This window comes from Leifsonia shinshuensis (assembly GCF_014217625.1).
In the GTDB taxonomy this organism is placed as follows: Bacteria; Actinomycetota; Actinomycetes; order Actinomycetales; family Microbacteriaceae; genus Leifsonia; species Leifsonia shinshuensis_A.
Genome location: NZ_CP043641.1, coordinates 374,061 through 395,695 on the forward strand (window position 1 = coordinate 374,061; position 21,635 = coordinate 395,695).

Genomic DNA, 21,635 nt, shown 5'->3' on the forward strand with positions numbered 1-21,635 from the left:
ACGAAGGAGAAGGCACAGTGTCAGCTGTAAACACTTTCGGTGCGAAGAGCACCCTGACGGTGGGGTCGAAGGACTACACGATCTTCAAGATCGACACGGTCGACGGCTACAAGAAGCTCCCGTTCAGCCTCAAGGTGCTGCTGGAGAACCTGCTGCGCACCGAGGACGGCGCCAACATCACCGCCGACCACATCAACGCCCTCGGCGGCTGGGACCCGGCGGCCGAGCCGGACACCGAGATCCAGTTCACCCCGGCCCGCGTCATCATGCAGGACTTCACCGGCGTCCCCTGCATCGTCGACCTCGCCACCATGCGCGAGGCCGTGTCGGCGCTCGGCGGCGACCCGGACAAGATCAACCCGCTCGCCCCGGCCGAGATGGTCATCGACCACTCCGTCATCGCCGACCTGTTCGGCACCGAGAACGCGCTGGAGCGCAACACCGACATCGAGTACGAGCGCAACGGCGAGCGCTACCAGTTCCTGCGCTGGGGCCAGACCGCGTTCGACGACTTCAAGGTCGTCCCGCCGGGGACCGGCATCGTCCACCAGGTGAACATCGAGTACCTGGCCCGCGTCACCATGACCCGCGAGGTCGGCGGCGAACTGCTCGCCTACCCGGACACCTGCGTCGGCACCGACTCGCACACCACCATGGTCAACGGCCTCGGCGTGCTCGGCTGGGGCGTCGGCGGCATCGAGGCGGAGGCGGCCATGCTCGGCCAGCCGGTCTCCATGCTCATCCCCAAGGTCGTCGGCTTCAAGCTCACCGGCGCCATCCCGACCGGCGTGACCGCGACCGACGTCGTGCTCACCATCACGCAGATGCTGCGCAAGCACGGTGTGGTCGGCAAGTTCGTGGAGTTCTACGGCGCCGGCGTCGCGGAGGTCCCGCTGGCCAACCGCGCCACCATCGGCAACATGAGCCCGGAGTTCGGCTCCACCGCCGCGATGTTCCCGATCGACGACGTGACCCTCGACTACCTGCGCCTCACCGGCCGCAGCGAGGAGCAGGTCGCCCTGGTCGAGGAGTACTCGAAGGCGCAGAGCCTGTGGCACGACCCGGCCAACGAGCCGGTCTTCTCCGAGTACCTGGAGCTCGACCTCGCGACGGTCGTCCCGTCCATCGCCGGCCCGAAGCGCCCGCAGGACCGCATCGAGCTGAGCGCGGCGAAGACCCAGTTCGAGAAGGACCTCACCGACTACGCCGAGATCTCGCACGACCTGGTCGACCTGACCATCTCGGAGTCGTTCCCGGCCTCCGACCCGGGCGAGCTGCAGCCGGAGGACTCCTACAGCCACCACGTGCACACGCACCACAGCCATGCGCCGAAGACGGCCTCCAACCCGACCCCGGTGAAGCTGGGCGACGGCACGGACTTCGTCATCGACCACGGCGCGGTCGCCATCGCGGCGATCACCTCGTGCACGAACACGTCCAACCCCTCGGTCATGCTGGCCGCCGGCCTCCTGGCCCGCAACGCCGCCGCGAAGGGCCTGAAGGCCAAGCCGTGGGTCAAGACCACGCTGGCTCCCGGCTCCAAGGTCGTCACCGACTACTACGAGAAGGCCGGTCTGACCAAGGACCTGGAGGCCCTGGGCTTCTACACGGTCGGTTACGGCTGCACGACCTGCATCGGCAACTCGGGCCCGCTGCTGGACGAGATCTCCGCAGCGGTCAACGACAGCGACCTCGCCGTCACGGCCGTCCTCTCGGGCAACCGCAACTTCGAGGGCCGCATCAACCCCGACGTGAAGATGAACTACCTGGCGAGCCCGCCGCTGGTCATCGCCTACGCGCTCGCCGGGTCGATGAACTTCGACTTCGAGGTGGACCCGCTGGGCACCGACGCCGACGGCAACGACGTCTTCCTGAAGGACATCTGGCCGGACGCCGCCGAGGTGCAGCAGACGATCGACTCCTCGATCAACGAGGGCATGTTCGTGACCCAGTACGCGTCGGTCTTCGAGGGCGACGAGCGCTGGAAGTCGCTGGCGACCCCGACCGGCTCGGTCTTCGAGTGGGACGAGAAGTCGACCTACGTGCGCAAGCCCCCGTACTTCGAGGGCATGACGCTGGAGACCACCCCCGTCGCCGACATCACGGGCGCCCGCGTGCTGGCGAAGCTCGGAGACTCGGTCACCACCGACCACATCTCGCCCGCCGGCTCCATCAAGGCGGACAGCCCGGCCGGCCAGTACCTGAACGAGCACGGCATCGACCGCAAGGATTTCAACTCCTACGGCTCGCGCCGCGGCAATCACGAGGTGATGATCCGCGGCACGTTCGCGAACATCCGCCTGCGCAACCAGCTGCTGGACGGAGTGGAGGGCGGCTACACCCGCGACTTCACCCAGGCCGACGGCCCGCAGTCGTTCATCTACGACGCGTCGCAGAACTACCAGGCGCAGGGCACCCCGCTGGTCGTGCTCGGCGGCAAGGAGTACGGCTCCGGCTCGTCGCGCGACTGGGCGGCGAAGGGCACCAGCCTGCTGGGCGTCCGCGCGGTGATCACCGAGAGCTTCGAGCGCATCCACCGCTCGAACCTGATCGGCATGGGCGTCGTCCCGCTGCAGTTCCCGGCCGGCGAGAACGCCGACTCGCTGGGGCTCGACGGGACCGAGTCGTTCTCGATCACCGGGCTGGAAGAGCTCAACGAGGGCCGCACGCCGAAGACCGTGCACGTCGTCGCCGAGCCGACCGAGCAGTCGCCCGCCGGCAAGCAGGTCGTCGAGTTCGACGCGGTCGTCCGGATCGACACCCCGGGTGAGGCCGACTACTACCGCAACGGCGGCATCCTGCAGTACGTCCTGCGGAGCCTGGTGTAACCAGACCGTTGTCAAGGGGAGGCTCGGGATCGTCGGTTCCGAGCCTCCTCCGATTCACACGGTTCTACACTGAAATCCATGAGCATCCTCGAAACCATCCACGGGCCGCGTGATCTCGACCGGCTCACGGAACGGGAGCTCGACCAGCTCGCTGCCGAAGTGCGGGCGTTCCTGGTCGCCAACGTCGCCAAGACGGGCGGCCACCTGGGGCCGAACCTCGGCGTGGTCGAGACGACGATCGCCATCCACCGCGTGTTCGACTCGCCGCGGGACGCGATCGTCTTCGACACCGGGCACCAGTCGTACGTGCACAAGCTGCTCACCGGCCGCCAGGACTTCTCCCGGCTGCGCCAGAAGGGCGGCCTCGCCGGCTACCCGCAGCGCTCCGAGTCCGAGCACGACATCGTCGAGAGCTCGCACGCGTCGTCGTCGCTGAGCTGGGCGGACGGCATCTCGCGCGCCTTCGAGATGACCGGCCAGAACGACCGGCACGTGGTCGCCGTCGTCGGCGACGGCGCCCTGACCGGCGGGATGACGTGGGAGGCGCTCAACAACATCTCCGACGACAACAACCGCCGGCTGATCATCATCGTCAACGACAACGGGCGCTCCTACGCCCCGACGATCGGCGGGATGGCGCGCTTCCTCAACACGGTGCGCACGCGCCGCGGCTACCGCAACCTCTACCTGACCAGCCGCAAGGCCTTCGACAAGCTCGGCGCGCCCGGCCAGTCGTTCTACCGCGGCATCCGCGGCGGCCTGCACGGCTTCCTCAGCCGGTTCTCCAACAACGAGTCGCTGTACTCGAACCTCGACATCAAGTACATCGGGCCGGTGCACGGCCACGACATCGAGGCGATGGAGGAGGCGCTGCGCCAGGCGAAGAACTACGGCGCCCCGGTCATCGTGCACGCGATCACGCAGAAGGGCCGCGGCTACGAGCCGGCGCTGCGCGACGCCGCCGACCAGTTCCACGCGGTCGGCCAGATCGACCCGGAGACCGGCGAGGCCCTCGAGAGCTCCACGGGGCAGAGCTGGACCGATGTGTTCTCCCGCGAGATCGTGAAGCTCGCCGAGAAGAACCCGAAGATCGTCGGCATCACCGCCGCCATGCTGCGGCCGACCGGCCTCCACCGGTTCGCCGAGCGGTTCCCCGACCGCGTGCACGACGTCGGCATCGCCGAGCAGCACGCGGCCACGAGCGCTGCCGGGCTCGCCTACGGCGGCCTCCACCCGGTCGTCGCGATCTACGCGACCTTCATCAACCGGGCCTTCGACCAGGTGCTGATGGACGTCGCGCTGCACAAGGCGGGCGTCACGTTCGTGCTCGACCGCGCAGGGGTCACCGGTCCGGACGGGCCGAGCCACCACGGGATCTGGGACCTCGCGATCCTGCAGGTCGTCCCGAACATCCGGCTCGCGGCTCCCCGCGACGGCTCCCGGTTCCGCGAGGAGCTGGCGGAGGCCGTCGCGGTCGACGACGCGCCCACCGTGCTGCGGTTCCCGAAGGGCGACGTGCAGGCCGACATCCCGGCCCTGCGGCGGCTGGAGGACGGCGTGGACGTGCTGCGCGAGTCGGACAGCAAGGACGTGCTCCTGGTGACCGTCGGGCCCATGGCCGACCTCGGGCTGAAGGTCGCCGACCGGCTGGCGGCGCAGGGGATCGGCGCGACCGTCGTGGACCCGCGCTGGGTCGTCCCGGTGCCGCGCAGCATCCTGAGCCTGGCCGCCGACCACCGCATCGTGGTGACGATCGAGGACGGCATCCGGGTCGGCGGAATCGGCACGCGTGTGCGCCAGGACCTCCGCGAGGCCGGGATCGACACGGCGGTGGACGAGCTCGGCCTGCCGGACGCGTTCATCGACCACGCCACGCGCAGCCAGATCCTGGACGAGGCGGGGCTCACGCCGCAGAAGATCGCGCGCGACCTGGTCGCGCAGGTGCTGGGCAGCCGCATCCCGATCGCCCGCCCGCTGCCGGCCGAGGAGCCCACCGAGGACGTCCCCGCCAAAAAGCGCCGCGCCTGAGCGCGCCGCGTCACCGAGGGGCACGTAAACGCCCCTAAAACTGCCGTTTAGGGGCGTTTTGGTGCCCTTCGGCGTAGTGGCGCGCGGTCAGGCGAAGCGGTAGACGTGCTCGACGGCGCCGGAGGGGAACGTCTTGGAGCTGGAGAGCACGAGCGGACGACTCGCCTCGGCGACCGGGAGCAGCGGCTTGCCCGAGCCGACGAGCACCGGCACGTAGGTGATGTGCAGCTCGTCGATCAGCCCGCGGTCGGCGAACTGGGCCGCGAGCGCGCCGCCGCCGACCATCCACACGTCGCGGTCGTCGGCCGCATCCCGGAGTTCGGCGTCGAGCTGGCCGATGTCGCCGGAGAAGAAGGTGACGACCGCGCCCTCCGGGACCGGCAGCGTACGGTGCGTGACCACCCACGTCGGGATGTCCTGGTACGGCCACGGCCCCTGCTCGCCGAGCACGAACTCGTAGGTCGTCGCGCCCATCACCAGGGCGCCGATGCCGGAGATGAACTGCTGGTAGTGCTCGTCGAACTCCTCGAAGCCGAACTGCATCAGCCACTCGATGCGGTCGTGCACATCGGCGATGAAGCCGTCGATGGAGGAAGCGACGTAGTACTTCGTGAGGGCCATGCGGCGACCGTACCAGCCGCCGGGGACACGGGGATATCGTGGGCTTCATGACTCTGATGACGATCACTCTCGGAACGGAGAAGCTCGAGGTCTCGCGGCTCGGCCTCGGCTGCATGGGCATGAGCGCGTTCTACACCGGAGCCGGCGACGACGACGCCGGCTCGATCCGGACCATCCACCGGGCCATGGACCTGGGCGTCACCTTCTTCGACACCGCGGAGATCTACGGCCCGTACACGAACGAGGAGCTGCTGGCCCGCGCCTTCGCCGGCGGGCGGCGCGATCGGGTGGTCATTGCCACCAAGTTCGGCACCATCCTGCACCGGTCGAAGGGCGAGCGCGGCCTCGACGGCTCGCCCGAGAACGTCCGGCTCTCGGTCGAAGGCTCGCTGAAGCGGCTGCAGACCGACCGCATCGACCTCTACTACCAGCACCGGATGGACCCGGGCACGCCCATCGAGGAGACCGTCGGCGCGCTCAAGGAGCTCATCGAGGAGGGCAAGATCCGCCACTACGGCCTGTCGGAGGCCGCGCCGGAGACCATCGTGCGCGCCAACGCGGTGCACCCGGTGACCGCTGTGCAGACCGAGTACTCGCTCTGGACGCGCGACCCGGAGGCCGAGGTGCTGCCCACCGTGCGAGAGCTCGGGATCGGCTTCGTGCCGTACTCGCCGCTCGGCCGCGGCTTCCTCACCGGCTCGATCCGCTCGCTCGACCAGCTCGCCGAGGACGACTTCCGCCGCTTCAACCCGCGCTTCGAGGGCGACAACCTGGAGGCGAACATCCGCATCGTCGAGCAGGTGGACGAGGTCGCGCGCGAGGCCGGCGCGAAGCCGGGTCAGGTGGCGCTCGCGTGGCTGCTGTCGCGCGGCGACGACCTCGCCCCCATCCCGGGCACGCGACGTGTCGAGAACCTGGAGCAGAACGTGGCGGCGGCCGAACTCGACCTCACGCCGGAGCAACTCGCACGCCTGGACGCCGTGGCCGCCCCGGTCGGCGACCGCTACGCGGACATGAGCCCGCTCAACAAGTAGCGGACCGCCTCACACCCTGAACCGCAGCCGCAGCGTGCGGGCCTCCGGCCGGAGGGCGGACTCCGGCCAGACATCCGGCCCGCACGCGCGCGAGCCGAGACCGTGCTGGGCGGCGTCCACGAACAGGTAGGTGGTGTCCGACTCCGGCAGCTCGTGCGGGTGGCCGGCCGCGGCGACCTGCTGCGGCGTGTGCCGGGAGAGCGAGAATCCCGGGAGCCGGCCGCGGCCGTCCGGGAGGGCGGCGAAGCCGAACGCGCCCAGCTCGACCTCGCGCACGGCCGAGCGGTGCCCGGTCTCCTGGGGCCGGGCGTACTCGACGTTCAGCTCGGCCACCGTGGCGCGGAACCGGCCGACGTACGCGGCGCGCGTGCTGTCTGGGTACGACTCCAGCGGGCCGGTTCCGAACCACTCGGCGCCCGCCACGACGCCGTCGCGGTCGGGGAGGTCGAAGCGCACCCCGATCCGCGGCCACACGCTGGGCCAGCCGGTGGACGGCTCGATGTCCACCCGAAGGTCGAGGACGCCGTCGGTCAGCGTCCAGACGGTCTGCACGGTGACGGAGTGCACGCTGTTCGCCGCGGAGACCCGGGTGAGCGTGCGGAGGCCGTCCTCGGCCTCCTGCACCGACACCAGCCGATGGGTGAGCCGGTCGAGGCCCTGCTCGCGCCAGAGCTGCGCGCTGGAGACGCCGAGCGCGCTCGCGTCGCTGAGCGCGAGGTCGCCGTAGCCGGAGCCCTCGTCGTTGTCGGTGGGCGCGCGGAACAGCTCCAGCCGGGGGCCTGCGACGGCCCGGCCGGCGAGGGAGACCAGCCGGCCGTGCTCGAAGGCCGCGGGGCCGAGCGTGAGGGTGCCGTCGGCCTCCCGCCAGTCCAGGATTCGGCCCGCGGGCCGCGGCGGCCGAGCAGCCGACCGGTCGAGCTGCGCCCGCGCCACGACGTGGCCGGCCGGAGCCCAGGCGGTGTCGCCGGCGAGCTCGGCCGTCACGGTGAGCCAGGTCTCGGCGCCGTCGGCGACCGGGACGGCGGGCAGCGGCACGCGCGTCGAGTCGCCGGCCTCCAGCACGGGGAGGTCGAGGGTCCCGGAGGTCGCCGCGCGCCCGTCGTGCTCGACCGTCCAGCGCAGGGCGAGGTCGGCGGTGCTCGCGCTGTGCCGCCGGTTCGTGACGACCAGCGCGTCGCCGTCGAACGCGAGGGCGACCGGCTGCGCCACGGCCGCGAACTCGTGCAGGCCGGGCGTCGGGACGTCGTCCGACAGCACCATGCCGTCCATCACGAAGTTGCCGTCGTGGACGACCTCCCCGAAATCGCCGCCGTACGCGTAGAACGGCGTGCCGTCGGAGGTGCGGGTGAGGATGCCGTGATCGCGCCACTCCCAGACGAACCCGCCGTGCAGCCGCGGGTGCGCGTCCACCAGCGCCTCGTACTGGTCGAGGGCGCCCGGGCCGTTGCCCATCGCGTGCGCGTACTCGCACAGCAGGAACGGCTTGGTCCGCTGGCGGGCGCCCTGCGCCGGTGTGCAGCCGAGCAGCGGCGCGAACGAGCCGTCCGTGCCGATCTGCTCGGTCTCCGGGACGGAGGAGTACATGCGCGAGTAGACGTCGGTGTACTCGCCCGTGTAATCGCCCTCGTAGTGCACGGGACGCTCGGGGTCGCGGTCGTGCACCCAGGCGGACATGGCCGCGAGGTTCGCGCCGGTCCCTGACTCGTTGCCGAGCGACCACAGCACGATCGCGGGATGGTTCTTGTCCCGCTCGACCGTGCGCCGGATCCGGTCGAGGTACGCGTCGCGCCAGCGCGGGTCGTCGCTGGGGTTGTCCCGCCAACCGGCCTTCTCGAACCCGTGCGTCTCCAGGTCGCACTCCAGGATCACCCAGAACCCCAGCTCGTCGGCGAGGTCGAGGAGGCGCGGGTGCGGCGGATAGTGGCTGGTGCGGATGGCGTTCACGTTGAACCGCTTCATCCGGATCAGGTCGGCGCGGGCGTGCTCCTCGTCGAACACCCGGCCGCGCTCGGGGTGCGTCTCGTGCCGGTTCATGCCGTGGAAGACCACGCGCCGGCCGTTCACGAGGAAGCGGTCGCCGCAGATCTCGACGGTGCGGAAGCCGAGGCGCAGGGTGACGGACTCGCCGCGCGAGGCGACAGTGGCGTCGTAGAGGCGCGGGGTCTCGGCGGTCCAGGGCTCGACCGGGCCGACCTCGACGGGAGCCACGTCGGCGGGCGCCGTCCAGACGACCTCCACGCCGAGCTCGGGCAGGCGCAGCGTGACCGGGAAGGCGTCCTCCGTCGCGGTGACCTCCGGGAGGATGGCGCCCGCGCCGTCCGCGAAGGCCGTGCGCAGCCAGACGTCCTCGATCCCGTCGGCCGGACGCGCCGAGAGGGTCACGTCGCGGAAGATGCCGGGCAGCCACCACTGGTCCTGGTCCTCGAGGTAGCTCGCGGCGGACCACTGGTGCACCCGCACGGCGAGCAGATTGCCGTCGGCGCGCAGGTGCTCGGTCACGTCGAACTCGTGGGCGAGCCGGCTGCCGCTCGCGGAGCCGACCTCAACGCCGTTCAGCCACACCCGGTAGAGCGACTCGACGCCGTCGAAGCGCAGGACCACGCGGGCGTCCGCGGGCCACTCACCCGGGAGGTCGAACCGGCGCCGGTAGTCGCCGGTGGGATTCTCGTCGGGCACGAACGGCGGCTCGATGGGGAACGGGTACTGCACGTTCGTGTAGATCGGACGCCCGTAGCGGCCGTCGCCGTGCAGGACCCAGTGCGCGGGGACGGGGAGGGTGTCCCAGCCGTCGTCGTCCAGCTCCGGCTGCGCGAGGTCGTCGGGGAGGTCGGCGGTGGGGGAGAGCCGGAACCGCCAATCGCCGTTCAACGAGAGGGCGGGGGCGTCGGAGTGCAGCCACGACCGGGGCGCGCGGAGGGCTCCCGAGGAGGGTGCGGTGTCGGCGAGGTGGACGGGAGACGGCACGGATGCTCCTTGGGCGATCACGACGGCGTGGGAGAGTTAGCATCGACCGTAGTCGAAAATGGTTCGACTGACCTAATTTGATGGACTGGCCTATTTGGAGGCGCGTGTGGGCGGAACCGACGATGGGACCGGCGATCCAGCGCGACGGCGGGGACCGTACGCCAAGTCCGCGGAGCGGCGGCAGCAGATCGTCGACGAGGCGTACCGCGTGTTCGCCACCCGCGGCTACCACGGCAGCTCGCTGCGCGAGATCGCGGCGGCGGCGGGCATCGGGCTGAGCACCCTCCAGCACCACTTCGGCGGCAAGGAGGACCTGTTGCTGGCCGTGCTCGCGCGCCGCGACGAGTGGAATCGGCGGGGCGACGACCTGCCGTTCCCCGATGCCATCGTCGCCCAGGCGCGGCGCAACGAGGGCATCCCCGGTCTCATCGCCCTGTACTCCGTACTCGCCGCCGAGGCCACCGGTCCCGACCATCCGGGCCACGAGTACTTCCTCCGCCGGTACGCGGGCATGCAGGAGTCCTACGAGCGCGAGTTCGCCGCGCTCGCCGCAGATGGCCGGCTCCGCGACGGTGTGGAACCGGCGCTCGCCGCCGCGACGGTTGTGGCGCTGTGGGAGGGCATCCAATTGCAGTGGCTCTACACGCCCGAGCGGGTGGACGCGGCCGCGGCGCTGCGCGGCTACCTCGATCTGGTGCTGGTCGGCGAGGCGCCCGGCGAGCGGTAGCGTTGCCGTGTGGACGACATGGTGCGCATCGACGGCGGGACCTTCCGGATGGGGAGCGACGACTTCTATCCCGACGAGCAGCCCGTCCATGAACGCACCGTGGCCGGCTACCTCATCGACCGCTACGCGGTCACCAACGCGGACTTCGCCCGGTTCGTGGATGCGACCGGCTACGTGACGGTGGCCGAGCGGCCGATGGACCCGGCCGACTATCCGGGCGTCGCGCCGGAGGACCTGGTGCCGGGTGCGATGGTGTTCACCGCGACCGACGGTCCGGTGGACCTGCGGGACTGGCGGCAGTGGTGGCGGTGGGAGCCGGGCGCCTACTGGCGGCACCCGGAGGGCCTGGACTCCAGCATCGCGGACCGGATGGACCACCCGGTCGTGCAGGTCGCGTTCGAGGACGCGTCCGCCTACGCGGCCTGGGCGGGCAAGCGGCTCCCGACGGAGGCCGAGCACGAGTTCGCGGCGCGCGGCGGCGTCGACGGAGCGCGCTTCGCCTGGGGCGAGGAGGCCTACCCGGGCGGCGAGGCGCAGGCGAACTCCTGGCTCGGGAGGTTCCCGTACGACAACCGCGGGCGGTTCGGTGCGACCACGGCGCCGGTCGGCTCATATCCGGCGAACGGCTACGGCCTCTACGACATCATCGGCAACACCTGGGAGTGGACGAGCGACTACTACGCACCCCGCCACGTCGTGCCCGGCCAGGAGGCCGTGGACGCCGGGGCGCGCGTCAACCTGCTCGCGTCGGCGAGCTCCGAGCCGGGATCGCGCATCCCGCGGCGCGTGCTGAAGGGCGGCTCCTACCTGTGCTCGCCGGACTACTGCCTGCGCTTCCGCCCCGCGGCGCGCTCGCCGCAGGCGGACGACACCGCGACCACCCACATCGGATTCCGCTGCGCCGCCGACGTCTGACCGGCGACGGCGCGGCGGGAGCCGCTAGAAGTCGACCGGGTCGCGCAGCAGCGGGCAGGTCATGCAGTGCCCGCCGCCGCGGCCGCGGCCGAGCTCGGCTCCGACGATCGGGATGACCTCGACACCCGCCCGGCGGAGGGCCTCGTTGGTGGCCGTGTTGCGGTCGTAGGCGTAGACGACTCCTGGGCGCAGCGCGACGGCGTTGTTGCCGCTGTCCCACTGCTGGCGCTCGGTCTCGTAGTTGTCGCCCGCGGTCTCGATCACGCGCAGGCGGGGGAGATTCAGCGCGCCGGCGACCACGTCCACGAACGCGCGGCCGCCCTCGTCGGTCACGTCGACGGAGCCGCCGCTGCCCGGGCGGAGCGTGAAGGTGTGCACGCGGTCCATGATCGCCGGGTACAGCGTCACGAGGTCGCGGTCGGCGAACGTGAACACGGTGTCGAGGTGCATGGCCGAGCGGAGCTTGGGCATCCCGGCCACGATGACCTGCTCGGCCGCGCCGGCTTCGAAGAGTGCCGCGGCGGTCTGGGTGATCGCCTGCCGCGAGCTGCGCTCGCTCATGCCGATGAGCACCGCGCCGTTGCCGACCGGCATGACGTCGCCGCCCTCCAGAGTCGCCTGACCCCAGTCCTGCTCGGGGTCGCCCCACCACACCCGGGCGCCCGCGAACGCCGGGTGGAACAGGTAGATCGCCTTCATGAGCAGGGTCTCGTCGTGGCGGGCCGGCCAGTAGAGCGGGTTGAGGGTGACGCCGCCGTAGATCCAGGACGTGGTGTCGCGCGTGTAGAGCGTGTTCGGCAGCGGCGGCATCAGGTACTCGCGGACGCCCGTCGACTCGCGCGCCAGCGCGATGTAGCCGGTGCGGTAGTCCTCGGGCAGGTCCGCGGTGGAGAGGCCGCCGATCAGGAACTCCGCCAGCCTCTCGGCGGGCAGCGACTCCAGGAACGCCCTGGTGCCCTCCACCAGCCCGAGGCCGACCTCGTTCGGGACCACCTTGCGGTCGAGCAGCCAGGCTCGCGCCGCGGGCTGCGCGACGGTCTCGGCGAGCACGGCGTGCAGCTCGAGCACCTCGACGTCGTTGGCGCGGAGGTCGGCGACGAACGCGGCGTGGTCGCGCTTGGCGTTCTCGACCCACATCACGTCGTCGAACAGGAGGTCGTCGGCGTTCGTCGGCGTGAGCCGGTGGTGCGCGAGCCCGGGCGAAGCGACGAGCACGCGCCGGAGCTGCCCGACCTCCGAGTGGACGCCGAAGTCGATGTCGGTCACAGTGTTCCCCTTACGTGTCGTGCGTGGTGGTTGTCCGGAGCGAAGTGTTCTGGTGCCGTCACAGCGTGATCCAGCCGACCGAGAGGGCGACGATGCCGGCGATCGCGCCGAGCACCGAGACGGCGAGGATGATGAGCTCGCGGCCGCTGAAGAGCTTCCTGCCCTGCTCGCGCCGGACCATGACGAACAGGATGGTCGCCGGCGCGTAGACGATGAACGAGAGCAGCACGAAGGTGAGGCCCGCCGCGAACAGCAGGAAGGCCGTGTAGATCGTCGCGAGGATCGTCACGACCAGATCCCGGCCCCAGCCGCGCGGCTCCTGCACGTAGGTCTCCCGCGTGGTCACGAGTTTCAGCGCGTACAGGGCGGCGAGGAAGAACGGGATGAGCGTGAGCGCGCTGGTCAGGTCGAGCGCCAGGTTCAGCGCGTCGTTGGCGAAGTAGATGATGACCAGGACCGCCTGCACGAACACGGCGGTGAGCAGCAGGGCGGCGGTGGGGACGTCCTGGCTGTTGGAGCGGCCGAGGAAGCGCGGCATGTCGTGGTCCTTGGCGGCGACGAACAGCACCTCGGCCGCCATCAGCGACCAGGCGAGGTAGGCGCCGAGCACGGACACGATGAGGCCGATGCTGACGAACCAGGCGCCCCACGGTCCGACCGCGGCCTCCAGCACGCCCGCCATCGACGGCTGCCGGAGCTTCGCGATCTCGCCCATGGGCAGCACACCGTAGGAGACGATCGTGACCGACGCGAACACCGCGAACACGCTGACGAAGCCGAGGATGGTGGCGCGGCCCACGTCCTGGCGGCGCTTCGCGTGCCGGGAGTAGGTGCTCGCGCCCTCCACGCCGAGGAAGACGAACACGGTGACCAGCATGGTGTTGCGGACCTGGTTGAACAGCGAGCCCGCGTAGTCGGCGCCGCCCCAGTTGGCGGCGAACACGTCGGGCTTGAGCACGAACAGCGCCAGCAGGATGAACACGATGATCGGCACGATCTTCGCGACCGTGACAATGCGGTTGATCGCCGCGGCCTCTTTGATGCCGCGGCGGATGAGGAAGAAGAACCCCCAGAGCGCGGCCGAGGAGATCGCGATCGCGAGGATGGTGTCGCCGTCGCCGAACGCCGGGACGACGGCGCCGATCGTCGACATGATGAAGACCCAGTAGAAGACCAGGCCCACCGAGGCGCTGGCCCAGTAGCCGAACGCGGAGAAGAAGCCGAGGTACTCGCCGAAGCCGGCCTTGGCGTACGCGTAGACGCCGGCGTCGAGTTTGGGCTTGCGGTTGGCCAGCAGCTGGAAGACGAAGGCGAGCATGAGCATGCCGACGCCGGCGATCGTCCACGCGATGAGCGCGCCGGCGACGCCGGTCTCCTGCGCGAATCGGCGGGGGAGCGAGAAGACCCCGGCGCCGACCATGCTGCCGACGACCATGCCGGTCATCGTGAGCATCGAGAGCTTCGCCGGCGTGGACAGCCCGGTCTGCGCAGTTTGCTTCTGATCCGTCACGCCAGCCCCCGACCTCGCACACCAGTGAGATATATGAACGCTAACGAGGCTCTTTCGCCGCGGTCAAGACCCGTCGCGGGTGAAAAAGCGGAACCGCCGGGTACGCGAGGATTCTGCGTACCCGGCGGTTCCGGCCGTGCGTCGTGGTCAGCCGGCGGTCAGACGACGGCCTTCTCGGGAGTGCGGACGCCGCGCACCGGCGGGTGCTGGAAGGTGTCTCCGAAGACCCGCTCGGACGCGCCCACCCGGTCGAGGTACGGCGTGATGCCGCCCATCTGGAACGGGAAGCCCGCGCCGAGGATCATGCAGAGGTCGATGTCCTCCGGAGCCTCGACCACGTGGTCGTCCACGAGCATGCGGTGGATCTCGTCGGCCAGGCCGTCCTCGAGCCGTCGCAGGATCTCCTGCTCGCTCCACGGGTTCTTGCCGCCGGCCAGGATCTTGGCCGCGCCCTTGTCGAGGCCCTTCACCTTGCCCTTGGAGTCCTTCTCCAGCAGCGTGCCGTGCTCCGCCAGGCGGTGCAGGTTCTCGCTGCGGTAGAACCGGTCGGGGAAGGCCGCGTGGTGAGTGTCGAGCACATGCGCGCCGACCTTCAGGCCGACCAGGTCGAGCAGCACGGAGGGCGCCATCGGCAGGCCGAGCGGCGCGAACGCCTTGTCCACGGTGTCGAACGGCGTGCCGTCGTCCACCGCGTGCATGGCCTCACCGAGGATCTTCGCCAGCACCCGGTTCACCACGAAGCCGGGGGTGTCGGCGGTGATGACGGCGTTCTTCTTCAGCGCCGCCGCCGTGACCATCGCCGTGGAGAGCGTGGAGTCGTCCGTGTGCGGCGTCTTCACGACCTCGATCAGCGGCATGACCGCGACCGGGGTGAAGAAGTGGAAGCCGACCAGGCGCTCGGGGTGCTTCAGCTTCGCGCCGATCTGCTCCACCGAGAGTGAGGAGGTGTTGGTCGCCAGCACGGCCTCGTCGGAGAGGTACTGCTCGACCTCCGCGAAGACGTTCTGCTTGACGGTCAGTTCCTCGAAGACGGCCTCGATGACCCAGTCGCAGTCGGCGAAGTCGGCCTTGTCGGTCGTGCCGGTCACCAGGGCACGCAGGCGGTTCGCCTCGTCGGGCGAGATCCGGCCCTTCTCCTGGAGCTTCCCGATCTCGTCGTGGATGTACGCCACGCCCTTGTCGACGTGGGCCTGGTCGAGGTCCGTGATCACCACGGGCACCCGCAGGCGCCGGACGAACAGCAGCGCGAACTGGCTGGCCATGTAGCCGGCGCCGATCACGCCGATCTTGGTGACCTTCTTCGCCAGCGCCTTGTCCGGGGCTCCCGCGGGCCGCTTGGCGCGCTTCTGGACCAGGTTGAAGGCATAGATGCTGGCCTGGAACTGGTCGCCGGAGATGAGCTCGGCGAGCGCGTCGTCCTCCAGCTCGAAGCCGGCGGCGCGGTCGTTCGACTTGGCGGCCTTCAGCAGGTCGAGGGCCTTGTACGGCGACTTCGGGACGGTGCCGATGCGGCTCTCCAGCATCTTGCGGGCGATGCCGATGGCGGCGTCCCACTTGACCATGCGCTCGACCTTGCCCGGCACGTTCGGGCGCTTGACCTCGACGGCGCCGGTCAGGACCTTGTCGGCCCAGAGCAGCGAGTCCTCGAGGAAGTTGGCCGAGTCGAAGATCGCGTCCGCGATCCCGAGCTCGAAGACCTCCTGGGGCTTCAGCATCCGGTTCTGCTTGAGCGGGTTCTCGACGACGACCTTGAGCGCGTTCTCGATGCCGATCAGGTTCGGCAGGATGGTCGCGCCGCCCCAGCCGGGGATGAGGCCGAGGAACACCTCGGGCAGCGCGAACGCCGCCGCGTTGCGGTCGATGGTGCGGTAGTCGGCGTTGAGGCCGATCTCCACGCCGCCGCCGAGTGCGAGGCCGTTCGTGAACACGAACGACGGGACGCCGAAGGTCGCCTGCTTGCCGAGCACATAGTGGCCGAGCTGGGGGAGCAGCTTGGCGACCTCCACGCTCGGGATGTCGCTGACGCGGCTGAGGTCGGCGCCGGCGGCGAGGATGAACGGCTTGCCGGTGACGGCGACCGCGTCGATCTCGCCGCGCGCCGCGCGCTCGGTCAGGGCGTCGAACGTCCGGCCCAGCTCCAGGAGCGTGGCGGGGCCCATCGTGTTCGGGCGGGTGTGGTCGCGGCCGTTGTCGAGCGTGACCAGCGCGAGCGTCTTGCCGCTGGGCAGCCGGACGTCCTTCACGAGGGAGTGGGTGACGACCTCGTCGGAGGTGAGCTCGACGAGCGGGGAGAAGTCGATGGTGCTGTAGTCGGTCACGTCTGGCTCAGCCCTTCCGCGCGGCGCGCTTGTCGTAGTTGGGGTTCTCCCAGATCACGGTGCCGCCCTGGCCGAGGCCGACGCACATCGCGGTGAGGCCGTAGCGGACCTCCGGGTGCTCCTCGAACTGGCGGGCGAGCTGGATCATCAGGCGCACGCCGCTTGCGGCGAGCGGGTGGCCGATCGCGATCGCGCCGCCCCACTTGTTGACGCGCGGGTCGGCGTCGTCGATGCCGAAGTGGTCCAGGAACGACAGCACCTGGATCGCGAACGCCTCGTTCAGCTCGAACAGGCCGATGTCGTCGATGGTGAGGCCGGCCTTGCGGAGCGCCTTCTCGGTGGACGGCACCGGGCCGATGCCCATGATCTCCGGCTCGACGCCGGCGAATGCGAAGCTGACCATCCGCATCTTCGGCTTCAGGCCGAACTCCTTCACCGCGTCGGAGGACGCGAGCAGGCTGGCGGTGGCGCCGTCGGTGAGCGGCGACGCGTTGCCCGCGGTCACCCGGCCGTGCGGGCGGAACGGGGTCTTCAGCGTGGCGAGGCCCTCCATCGTGGTCTCCGGGCGCATGCCCTCGTCCTGCGTGGCCAGTCCCCAGCCCTGCTCGGAGCGGATGGCGACGGACACCAGGTCCGGCTGCAGCTTGCCCGCGGCGTACGCGGCGGCGGTCTTCTGCTGGCTGCCGAGGGCGAACCGGTCGGAGCGCTCCTTGGTGAGCGCGGGGAACCGGTCGTGGATGCGCTCGGCGGTCATGCCCATGTTGAGCGCGTCCTCGGCGACCATGCGCTCGGACAGGAAGCGCGGGTTCGGGTCGGCCCCGAAGCCCATCGGGTGGCGTCCCATATGCTCGACGCCGCCGGCGATCACCAGGTCGTAGCTGCCGAACGCGATGCCGGAGCCGAGCGTGGTGACGCTGGTCATCGCGCCGGCGCACATCCGGTCGATCGCGAAGCCGGGCACCGACTTCGGCAGTCCGGCGAGCAGCGCCGCCGTGCGGCCCAGGGTCAGCCCCTGGTCGCCCTGCTGCGTCGTCGCGGCGATCGCGACATCGTCGATGCGCTCCTTGGGCACGTTCGGATTCCGCTCCAGCAGGCCGATCATGGCCTTGACGACGAGGTCGTCCGCGCGGGTGTTCCAGTACTGCCCTTTTTCGCCCGCACGTCCAAACGGAGTACGGACTCCGTCGACGAACACGACTTCCGTTCTATCGGCCACAGTGCCTCCCAAATCAGGTCGCTGACGATCCTAAAGAGGCCCCGACGCCGGAGTGGAATCGTTTGATTCTTTCTACGAAGCGGCTTCGGACGCGTCGCGCGGCGTTTGGGTGCTTTCCACAAAGGCCTGGGCGATCGCCTGTGAGGTTGCCTCAATCTGCCAGCGTCGCGCGCCGTGCTTCGCGAGGGCGTCGGCGACGGTCGACGGGGTGACCTCGGCGGGCGGCGTCCAGGCCACGCGCCGCAGCGTGTCGGGCGTCAGCAGGTTCTCCAACGGCAGCGAGAGCTCCTCGGCGAGGGTGGTCAGAGCGGCGCGGGCGGCCTTCAGCCGGGCGTCGGCCTCCGGGTTGCGGTCGGCCCAGGCGCGGGGCGGAGGGAGGCTCTCCCCGGTGCCGCGCAGCACGGGGAGGTCGTCGGTGCTGCGGCCGGCCTCGATGGCGCCCCACCAGCGGTCCAGCTCGGTGCGGCTGGCGCGGCCGGTGAACTCGCGCATGGCGGCGAGGGCGCGTTTGGAGTCGGGCATCGCCTTGGCGGCGGCGGTCAGCGAGGCGTCGGGGACCAGCCGGCCGGGCGCGACGTCGAGCTGCTGGGCGAGCGCGTCGCGGCTCAGCCACAGCTCGCGGGCGACCGCGAGGTTGCGCAGGCCGCGGATCGAATGGATGCCGGAGAGGCGCCGCCACGGCTCGTGCCGCGGGACGACGAGCTCGCGGGTGAGCTCGTCGGCGAACTCCTGCCGGGCGATGTCGGTCTTGCCGGCCTCCACGAGCAGCCCGGCGATCGCGTCCCGGAGGTCGGGCAGCAGCTCGACGTCCAGCGCGGCGTAGTCCAGCCACGGCTCGGGCAGCGGGCGCGTCGACCAGTCGGCGGCGCTGTGCTCCTTCGCGAGGTGGATGCCGAGCAGCTCCTCCACGACGGTCCCGAGCCCGACGCGCGGCATCCCGAGCAGGCGCGCTGCCAGCTCGGTGTCGAAGATGCTGACCGGGTCGAGGCCGACCTCGCGCAGGCAGGTGAGGTCCTGGGTGGCGGCGTGCAGCACCCACTCATCGCCGGCGATCGCCTCGTTGAGCTCGTCGAACCGGCCGATCGCGGGCGGGTCGAACAGGAAGGTGCCCGACCCGCGCCGGAACATCTGGATGAGGTAGGCGCGCTGCGAGTAGCGGAAGCCGCTGGCGCGCTCGGCGTCGACGGCGATGGGGCCTTCGCCCGCGACGATCAGGTCCAGGGCCTCGCGGTAGGCGTCGCGGCTGTCGATGACGATATGGTCAGCCACGCGGTGTCCTTCTCGCGCTCAGCAGGCTCACCCCTTCGCCGGTGGGCGGCAGGCCGGCCAGCATGCACAGCAGCTCGCCCCAGCCCTCCACGTGGGCGGCGATGTCGGTCTCCTGCGGGCTCCAGGAGGCGCGCAGCTCGATCTGGGCGCCGTCGCCCTGGGCGGCGAGCTCGCCGAAGCCGGTCGAGATGATCTTGGTGGCGGTGCCGCTGGCGGCGGTGTACTTGGCGTGGCGCGCGTCGAGCGCGTCGACCAGCCACGACCACGCCACGTCGGCGAGGAACGGGTCGAGCCCGATGTCGGTCTCCAGCGGGGCCTGCGCGAAGCAGACGATGCGGAACGGGCCGCCCCAGGCCTCCGGCTCGTCGGGGTCGTAGAGCAGGATGAAGCGTCCGGTGCCGAGGTCCGAGTCGTCGCCGTGCCGCGCGGGGCGGACGTCCGCGGCCAGCGCGATGGAGAACGGCGCGAGCTGAGCGGGAGCCGGGATCTCCGTGATCACGAGCTCCGGCCGCGCCTTCGCGGCGCGGATGGAATCCAGCGCCGTCGCGTAGGCCCCGGGCAGGTGCGGGGTCGAGGTAGGTGTCGACACGTTACGAACACTAGAAGGGTTCGGCGGCTCGTGACAGTAAGGCACGCCGCCTGACGAACTCCTGAAGGCGGCGGGCCGCGGGCGCGGCTACGCTGTCGGGCATGGCGACCACCAGCAGCGGATCGGGCGGAGACGGCACGTTGGGAAAGGCGGTCGGCGTCGGCGCGGCGATAGCCGGGGGACTCGCGCTGGTCGCGGCGGCCACCGCGGCCTACGCCATGGCGCGGGTGGCGCGCACCGTGATCACGCCCGTCCGCCGGCGGCCGCAGCGCGAGTTCGTGCGCGGCGTGGACGAGGCGCACGGCACGATCACGCTCGAGCGGACTCCGGACGCGGCGATGCCCGGGCGCTTCGGCCTGTGGTTCGGCTCGGAGTCGGGCTACGCCAAGCTCGGCGGGTTGATCGAGACCAGCGACGGCAGCGTGGTCAGGGAGCTGGAGCGCATCCACTTCGGGGAGCTCGGACCGGGGCGTTCGCGGATCAGCGGCTACTACTACCTGGAGCCGGAGGAGCTCGGGCTGCCCGTGCAGAGCGTGGAGATCGAGACGGACCTGGGGCAGGCGCCGGCGTGGGTGTTCCCGGCGGACGAGCCGGCGTCCGGCGACCGCTGGGTCATCCAGGTGCACGGCTGGGGCGCGACCCGGCAGGAGGGGCTGCGCGCGGTTCCGACCTTCCACGGCGCGGGCTACACGTGCCTCCTGGCCTCCTACCGCAACGACGGCGACGCCCCGGAGAGCGCCGACCGCCGCTACGGCCTGGGCGGCACCGAGTGGCGCGACATCGACGCCGCCATCCGGTACGCGGCCGACCACGGCGCGCGCTCCATCGTGCTGATGGGCTGGTCGATGGGCGGCGCGGTCGTGCTGCAGACCGTCACGCGGTCGCAGAACCTCGACCTGGTCAGCGGGGTGGTGCTGGAGTCCCCGGTGGTCGACTGGATCGACACGCTGGAGTTCCAGGCGAACATGCTCCGCCTCCCCGACGCGATCGCCCAGGGCGCGATGCGGCTGATCGCCTCCAACTGGAGCGGCCCGATCACCGGCCAGGGCGCGCCGATCGACCTGCGCAGCATGGACTTCGTGGCGCGCGCCGCCGACCTCAGCCTCCCGATGCTCATCCTGCACAGCCAGGACGACGGCTTCGTGCCGGACACCGCCTCCCGCGCGCTCGCCGCGGCGCGCAGCGACATCGTGACGTTCGTGCCGTTCACGGTCGCGCTGCACACCAAGCTCTGGAACTACGACGAGGCGAAGTGGACGGCGGCCGTGCGGGAGTGGCTGGACGAGCGGGCGTGAGCGCGGCGCATCGTCCGGCGCTGCCGCCAGCGGCGAGGCCTGGGGACCGGGTCGCCGTGCTGTCGCCGTCGTTCGCGGCGCCGGCGCGCTGGCCGGCGGTGCACGAGCAGGCCCTGCGGAGACTGGAGGAGCTGACCGGACTGGTGCCGGTGGAGTATCCGACCACGCGGCAGCTCGGCGCGACGCCGGAGGAGCGCGCCCGCGACATCAATGCGGCCTTCGCCGATCCGGACATCCGGGCGGTGCTGGCGACCATCGGCGGCGACGACCAGATCCGGCTGATCCCGCACCTCGACCGGGAGGCGGTGCGGGCCGACCCGAAGCCGTTCGTCGGCTACAGCGACAACACCAGCCTGCTCAACTGGCTATGGTCGGCGGGCGTCGGCGGCTTCTACGGCGGCAGCACGCAGGTGAACTTGGGGCCGGGACCGCGCGTCCACGACATCCACGCGCGCTCGCTGCGGGCCGCGCTGCTCGGCGGAGACCCGATCGAGCTGACCGACCCGGGGGAGTCGGAGGACTTCGGCGCCGACTGGGGCGACCCGCGTGCCCTCACCCAGACCGGGGAGCGCGAGCCGACCGACGGCTTCGCCTGGGCCGGGCCCGCGCGCAGCGTCACCGGGACGACCTGGGGCGGCTGCCTGGAGGTGGTGGACTGGATCCTGCTCGCCGACCGCTTCCCGTTCCCGCCGTCGGCGCTGGAGGGTGCGGTGCTGCTGCTGGAGACGAGCGAGCTGACGCCGCCCGCGCACTGGGTGCGCTACACCCTGCGCGCCCTGGGTGAGCGCGGCCTCCTCGCGCCGCTGGCGGGCGTGCTCGCGGCGCGGCCCCCGGTGAGCACGTTCGAGCACCGGCCCGACGCGGCCGAGCGGCGGCGGCTGCGGGAGGCGCAGCGCGACGCGGTGATCGAGACGGTCGCCGAGTACAACCCGGACGCGGTGGTGTGCGTGGGCGTGCCGTTCGGGCACACGTCGCCGCAGTGGGTCGTGCCGTACGGCGGGCGGATCACCCTCGACGGCGAGAGCCGCCGGGTCGTCGCCGACTACCGGCGCTGA

General features: G+C 71.0%; 15 protein-coding genes. 7 read left to right on the forward strand and 8 right to left on the reverse strand.

All coding sequences use genetic code 11. The features are described 5' to 3' along the window. The first annotated feature begins 17 nt into the window (after nt 1–17). Both acnA and dxs read left to right on the forward strand, forming a co-directional pair. Nucleotides 18–2,828 carry an aconitate hydratase AcnA gene (gene acnA / locus F1C12_RS01835; RefSeq protein ID WP_308457998.1) on the forward strand — a complete coding sequence of 937 codons (2,811 nt, stop codon included), beginning with the start codon at nt 18–20 and terminating at the stop codon, nt 2,826–2,828. A 78-nt stretch (nt 2,829–2,906) separates the two neighbouring features. Beyond that, nucleotides 2,907–4,856 (forward strand): 1-deoxy-D-xylulose-5-phosphate synthase, encoded by a 1,950-nt coding sequence (gene dxs, locus F1C12_RS01840; RefSeq protein WP_185277176.1) that lies wholly within the window; start codon nt 2,907–2,909, stop codon nt 4,854–4,856. A gap of 87 nt (nt 4,857–4,943) precedes the next feature. Here the strand turns inward: dxs and F1C12_RS01845 are convergent, their stop codons facing one another. Further along, nucleotides 4,944–5,477, reverse strand: coding sequence for a dihydrofolate reductase family protein (locus F1C12_RS01845; RefSeq protein ID WP_185277177.1), 534 nt, complete (start codon nt 5,475–5,477; stop codon nt 4,944–4,946). Nucleotides 5,478–5,530: 53 nt separating this feature from the next. On the opposite strand from F1C12_RS01845, the gene F1C12_RS01850 reads away from it, so the two are divergent. Further along, the gene (locus F1C12_RS01850) at nt 5,531–6,511 is read left to right on the forward strand and encodes an aldo/keto reductase (protein WP_374939569.1); all 981 of its coding nucleotides are present in this window, start codon (nt 5,531–5,533) and stop codon (nt 6,509–6,511) included. 9 nt (nt 6,512–6,520) lie between these two features. On the opposite strand, the gene F1C12_RS01855 is transcribed toward F1C12_RS01850, so the two are convergent. Continuing rightward, entirely contained in the window at nt 6,521–9,475 is a 2,955-nt protein-coding gene (locus F1C12_RS01855) for a glycoside hydrolase family 2 TIM barrel-domain containing protein (RefSeq protein ID WP_185277179.1), read from the reverse strand. Nucleotides 9,476–9,581: 106 nt separating this feature from the next. Here F1C12_RS01855 and F1C12_RS01860 point away from each other — a divergent pair, with 106 nt between their 5' ends. Continuing rightward, the gene (locus F1C12_RS01860) at nt 9,582–10,202 is read left to right on the forward strand and encodes a TetR/AcrR family transcriptional regulator (protein WP_185277180.1); all 621 of its coding nucleotides are present in this window, start codon (nt 9,582–9,584) and stop codon (nt 10,200–10,202) included. A gap of 18 nt (nt 10,203–10,220) precedes the next feature. Then, a complete protein-coding gene (locus F1C12_RS01865) occupies nt 10,221–11,117 on the forward strand; it encodes a formylglycine-generating enzyme family protein (protein WP_185278725.1) in 897 nt (298 codons plus the stop codon). A 24-nt stretch (nt 11,118–11,141) separates the two neighbouring features. Here F1C12_RS01865 and F1C12_RS01870 read toward each other — a convergent pair whose 3' ends face one another. The 6 genes from F1C12_RS01870 to F1C12_RS01895 form a co-directional block, all read right to left on the reverse strand. Continuing rightward, complete coding sequence (locus tag F1C12_RS01870; protein WP_185277181.1) at nt 11,142–12,383, reverse strand: arginine deiminase; 1,242 nt, start codon at nt 12,381–12,383, stop codon at nt 11,142–11,144. 58 nt (nt 12,384–12,441) lie between these two features. Further along, the gene (locus F1C12_RS01875) at nt 12,442–13,893 is read right to left on the reverse strand and encodes a basic amino acid/polyamine antiporter (protein ID WP_308457999.1); all 1,452 of its coding nucleotides are present in this window, start codon (nt 13,891–13,893) and stop codon (nt 12,442–12,444) included. Nucleotides 13,894–14,051: 158 nt separating this feature from the next. After that, entirely contained in the window at nt 14,052–16,211 is a 2,160-nt protein-coding gene (locus tag F1C12_RS01880) for a 3-hydroxyacyl-CoA dehydrogenase NAD-binding domain-containing protein (protein ID WP_185277182.1), read from the reverse strand. Nucleotides 16,212–16,218: 7 nt separating this feature from the next. Further along, nucleotides 16,219–17,427 carry a thiolase family protein gene (locus tag F1C12_RS01885; protein ID WP_185277183.1) on the reverse strand — a complete coding sequence of 403 codons (1,209 nt, stop codon included), beginning with the start codon at nt 17,425–17,427 and terminating at the stop codon, nt 16,219–16,221. Nucleotides 17,428–17,499: 72 nt separating this feature from the next. Continuing rightward, on the reverse strand, nt 17,500–18,696 hold the full coding sequence (locus tag F1C12_RS01890) for an HRDC domain-containing protein (RefSeq protein WP_185277184.1): 1,197 nt from the start codon (nt 18,694–18,696) through the stop codon (nt 17,500–17,502). Continuing rightward, the gene (locus F1C12_RS01895; RefSeq protein WP_185277185.1) at nt 18,689–19,285 is read right to left on the reverse strand and encodes a DUF3000 domain-containing protein; all 597 of its coding nucleotides are present in this window, start codon (nt 19,283–19,285) and stop codon (nt 18,689–18,691) included. Before F1C12_RS01895 ends, F1C12_RS01890 begins: the two co-directional genes overlap by 8 nt. A 101-nt stretch (nt 19,286–19,386) precedes the next feature. Here F1C12_RS01895 and F1C12_RS01900 point away from each other — a divergent pair, with 101 nt between their 5' ends. Both F1C12_RS01900 and F1C12_RS01905 read left to right on the forward strand, forming a co-directional pair. Then, nucleotides 19,387–20,580, forward strand: a complete 1,194-nt coding sequence (locus F1C12_RS01900; RefSeq protein WP_185277186.1) for an alpha/beta hydrolase family protein — start codon at nt 19,387–19,389, stop codon at nt 20,578–20,580. Further along, on the forward strand, nt 20,577–21,635 hold the full coding sequence (locus F1C12_RS01905; RefSeq protein ID WP_219732673.1) for a S66 family peptidase: 1,059 nt from the start codon (nt 20,577–20,579) through the stop codon (nt 21,633–21,635). Before F1C12_RS01900 ends, F1C12_RS01905 begins: the two co-directional genes overlap by 4 nt.